5 protein-coding genes and 1 riboswitch are annotated in these 4,161 nt (G+C 58.7%); of the genes, 2 read left to right on the plus strand and 3 right to left on the minus strand.

Annotation, left to right across the window (positions count from 1 at the left end; translation table 11 throughout):
- Positions 1 to 132: Rdx family protein (locus tag JJE47_00780; GenBank protein ID MBK5265945.1), on the plus strand; the 132-nt coding region annotated here is incomplete at its 5' end.
- A 124-nt stretch (positions 133 to 256) separates the two neighbouring features.
- A complete protein-coding gene (locus JJE47_00785; GenBank protein MBK5265946.1) occupies positions 257 to 688 on the plus strand; it encodes a hypothetical protein in 432 nt (143 codons plus the stop codon).
- A gap of 42 nt (positions 689 to 730) precedes the next feature.
- Here JJE47_00785 and JJE47_00790 read toward each other — a convergent pair whose 3' ends face one another.
- The 3 genes from JJE47_00790 to JJE47_00800 form a co-directional block, all read right to left on the minus strand.
- Positions 731 to 1,879, minus strand: a complete 1,149-nt coding sequence (locus JJE47_00790) for a homoserine O-acetyltransferase (protein ID MBK5265947.1) — start codon at positions 1,877 to 1,879, stop codon at positions 731 to 733.
- Between the two features lie 56 nt (positions 1,880 to 1,935).
- On the minus strand, positions 1,936 to 3,249 hold the full coding sequence (locus tag JJE47_00795) for an O-acetylhomoserine aminocarboxypropyltransferase/cysteine synthase (protein ID MBK5265948.1): 1,314 nt from the start codon (positions 3,247 to 3,249) through the stop codon (positions 1,936 to 1,938).
- A gap of 164 nt (positions 3,250 to 3,413) precedes the next feature.
- A riboswitch (SAM riboswitch) is annotated at positions 3,414 to 3,496 on the minus strand.
- A gap of 160 nt (positions 3,497 to 3,656) precedes the next feature.
- Positions 3,657 to 4,161: hypothetical protein (locus JJE47_00800; protein MBK5265949.1), on the minus strand; the 505-nt coding region annotated here is incomplete at its 5' end.

Here is a 4,161-nt window from a genome sequence, read left to right on the forward strand (position 1 = left end):
CACCTGATCCCCTCGCGGGGCGGCGTATTTGAAATTGTCGTCGATGGCCGTCTGGTGTTCTCCAAGTCGGAGACGAACCGGCACGCCGAGTACGAATCTGACGTTGCGCCGAGCCTGCGCACCGTCCCATAAGGGTCGATCGTCACTATCGGGCGGGCTTGTTAATCGAGACCATTAAAGGTCAAGAGGACGCTGGGGAAATCCGGGCTTCTTGAAAGGGCCTTTGATCTCCTCAGCCTGCGGAAGGAGACATGGCATGGTCGTCCTGAACAATCTGCCTGATGTCTTGGAGCGCGTACCCAATATCGTGGCTCCACAGCCATTCTGGGCCAAGCAAGGATTCTGGGCACTGATCGTCGCAGCCGTCGTGATCGCGACGTTGGTTCTGGTGTTCGTCAACGCTAACGAGCCGGCGCCGGTGTTGAACGAACCGGCCACAGTGCAGGAGATACTGCCAGAGTACGAAATCGATACGCCGGCGAACGCGGCCGTGCTCGCCAAGGCAGGTAGCGCGCTCACCGTAATCGAGCGTTACGCGGGATTGGACGCCAATCTCGATCCCGACACACCCGCATGGTGGATGCCCGAATACGAAGTCGACACCCCCGCTGTCAGTGCGACGGGTGAGTTCCTACCGGTGCATCACTACTTCGGGAGCAGCGCGGCCGAACTCGACCCGAGCCAGTAACCAGCGAGATTCGGGCGGTGGCTCTGGCCTCCGCCCGGATCGCTAGGAAAGGAAGTCGTTAAGAACGTCGGCATACAACTCGGGTTCGAGCAAGAACGAGTCGTGGCCCTTCTCCGATGCGACGATGACCCGGCGAGCCGCCACACCAGCCGTCCGCAGCGCGTCAAGCATGACTGCCTGTTCCTCGGGGTAATAGCAGACATCCGAATCGATCGTGAATAACAAGTACCGGTGGGGTCGCGACCGTTTAAGCAGCTCCGTCATGTCCGTGGCACCGGCTTCTTCGAGCAGGTCGAAGTGCTGCCATGCTGTCATCAGCCTGACGTAGGTGTTGGCATCGAATCGTTGAAGAAACTTCTGACCCTGGTGCCACATGTACGACTCAAGCGGTGATCTCATCTGATACCCGGCCGGACCAATCCCGTCGGTCACTTCGCCCCGCGCTCGAAATTTCATTGCGTCGAGTGACACAAAGGTTTTGTGCCCGATCATTCTGGCCAGAGCCAGGCCCTGATCAGGGCGGGGGCCGTCGTAATAGTCGCCGCCGTTGAAGTTCGGGTCGTTCAGGATGGCGTTGGTCTGCTCGAAGTTATAGATGAACTGCAACGACGAAGTGTACAGGCCGGACGCAACGGGCACCACCCGTTCGACGCGATCTGGATACCGGGTAGCCAGGCTCACGCACATCATGCCACCAACCGATGGGCCAATCGCCGTGTGAAGCTTCCTGATCCCGAGGTGGTCGAGCAATATCATTTGCGTGTCGACGATGTCCGAAAAGGTCACTTCCGGAAACGAGCCACCAAACTGAACGCCCGTCTCAGGGTTGATCGATGTCGGGCCTGTGGAGCCGTAACAGCCCCCGAGATAGTTGACGCAGATCACAAAGAAACGATCTGTGTCAATGGTCCGACCAGGACCTATCCAGCCAGGCCACCACCCCACCTGACACTCTTCGCTCCACAAATCGACGCCGGGGACCGACGAATTGATACCGGCCGGATTCTGGCTACCGGTAAGGGCATGGAACAAAAGGATGACATTCGAATTGTCGGAGTTCAGTTGCCCGTACGTTTGATACGCAAGTCGGATTTGTGACAGCGTCTCGCCGTTCTGCAACTTGTATGGCAACAGATCTGCCGGCAAGTCATAGAACTCGGTGACGCTGGGGAGCGTATCTGGATCAGTCATGAGAGATCAGAGCCTAGGCGGGAGGTCAACCTGACCTCCCGCCCGAAGGGATGGCCTCACACGATGACAGGCTGTCTGGCAGCCGCCAATGCCTGGGCAATGTCCTCCTTGATGTCGTCGATGTGCTCGATACCGACCGAGACCCGGACAAGGTCCGTACGCACACCGGCCGCTGCCTGTTCGACGTCTGAGAGCTGCTGATGGGTCGTGGAGGCAGGATGGATCACGAGGGTCTTGGCATCGCCGACGTTGGCGAGATGACTTGCCAGCTTCACGTTGTCGATGAAGGACTTGGCGGCCTCATATCCACCGGTTACCCCAAAGCTCAGGACGGCGCCATATCCGTTGGTGAGATACCGCTTGGCGGTCCCATGCGAGCGATGATTCGGCAGGCCTGGATAGTTGACCCACTCAACATCGTCGCGAGCATCGAGCCACTCCGCCAGCGCCAGGGCGTTGTCGGCGTGGCGCTGAACTCGCAACGACAACGTTTCGAGACCCTGAATCAACAAAAAGGAGTTGAACGGCGACTGGGCGGCTCCAAAGTCGCGAAGCCCCTCCACCCTGGCCCGAATGGCAAACGCAATGTTGCCAAACGGCCCGTCGGGGCCAAAAACGTCCGCGAACACGAGGCCGTGGTAGCCAGGTGATGGCTCGGTGAAGAGCGGAAACTTCTCGGTCCGCCAGTCAAAGTTGCCAGAGTCGACCACTACGCCTCCGATGGACGTCCCGTGGCCACCGATCCACTTGGTGGCAGAGGCAACCACGATGTCGGCCCCGTGGGCGATCGGCTTGGCTATGAAGCCGGCGCATCCAAACGTGTTGTCGACGATGAGTGGGATCCCGTTGCGATGAGCCACCTCTGCGAGGGCCTCGAAGTCAGGAACGATGTACTCAGGATTGGCGATCGACTCGACGTATAGGGCTTTGGTTTTGTCCGTGATCGCCGCTTCGAAATCGGCCGGATTGACACCTTCGACGAATTTTACATTGATTCCGAGTCGGGGCAGGGCCACCTTGAACTGGTTATAGGTGCCTCCGTAGAGATAACTGGACGACACAATCTCATCTCCGGCCTGGGCGAGCATCGTGATCGCCAGTAGCTGTGCTGCTTGACCCGAAGAGGTGGCCACCGCCGCGACTCCCCCTTCAAGAGCGGCAATCCGTTTCTCAAACACGTCCGTGGTGGGGTTCATGATCCGGGTGTAGATGTTGCCGAATTCTTGGAGCCCGAATAGGCGGGCGGCATGATCGGAGTCGTCAAAGGTATACGAAGTGGTCTGGTAGATGGGTACCGCCCGGGCGTTGGTGCCCGGGGTGGGGTCCTGGCCGGCGTGAATTTGGAGGGTTTCGAAGCGATATTCGCTCATGAGTCAGATTCCTTGTTGAGAGGTCGATGTGGATGGGTGCCGGTGAGTTTCACTCTCAGGTGGCGGCACGCATCACGAAGGACGGACCACCTGAGAGCACGGCATACACAAACCCAGAAGGACGATGGGGGTGGTTGGGCTAGTGGTCATCTTCGTGCAACCTCTTCTCATCGATCAGGCATTGGCACCAGCCGAACTGGTTGCCGCGGTCTCAAAGGGCCTGTCCCTCCACCGCTCTTGATAAGTACGGGATGAAGTATGCCACAGCGCCACCCATCGTCAATACCAAATCTGTTGAGGTATCTGCAGATCGGTCGCATTCCACGTGAACTGGTGACGGACTTCCCTTCCCTCGCCGTGCAAAAAATCGCCCCAACATGAAACAGCCCCGAGAAACCCATCAAAGCTCACGGTTTCGCTGCGTCAAGCTTTTCGGTGACCTCCACCAATCCGGCTCCATCAGGAATCGACGCGTAGTAGCGGTCCTCCAGAACCGGAAGTTCGGCACCCAAAGCACAGCCGACAACCTCTCTTGCCACATTCAACAAGGTGTCCTCGGATACATGACATCCATCAGGCGTGCGGACAGCGACAAAGATCCCAAATCGCTCGGTCAGATCTTCCGCTGACCAGGTATCTGGATGTCGAGCGACCTGACCCCGGATCTCACTGCCATGGTCCCCGGTGACGAGGACCGTCATGTCGGTCGCCTCCAAGATATGAACAAGTGCCTCCAAATGGGTGTTGACGCAGGCGACCTGGCGAGTGTATCCGATCCGCCCCTGGAATTCCGCACCGTCACCACCAACGCCGATTGGTCCGGCCTCTGGGGCGCCGAAAGGTGCGTCGACCAGACAGTCGGCTGACAATGTGTACGGCGGGTGTGGAGAAACGATGTGAGCCAGGATGAAG

This window comes from Acidimicrobiia bacterium (assembly GCA_016650365.1).
Classification (GTDB): Bacteria; Actinomycetota; Acidimicrobiia; order Spongiisociales; family JAENVV01; genus JAENVV01.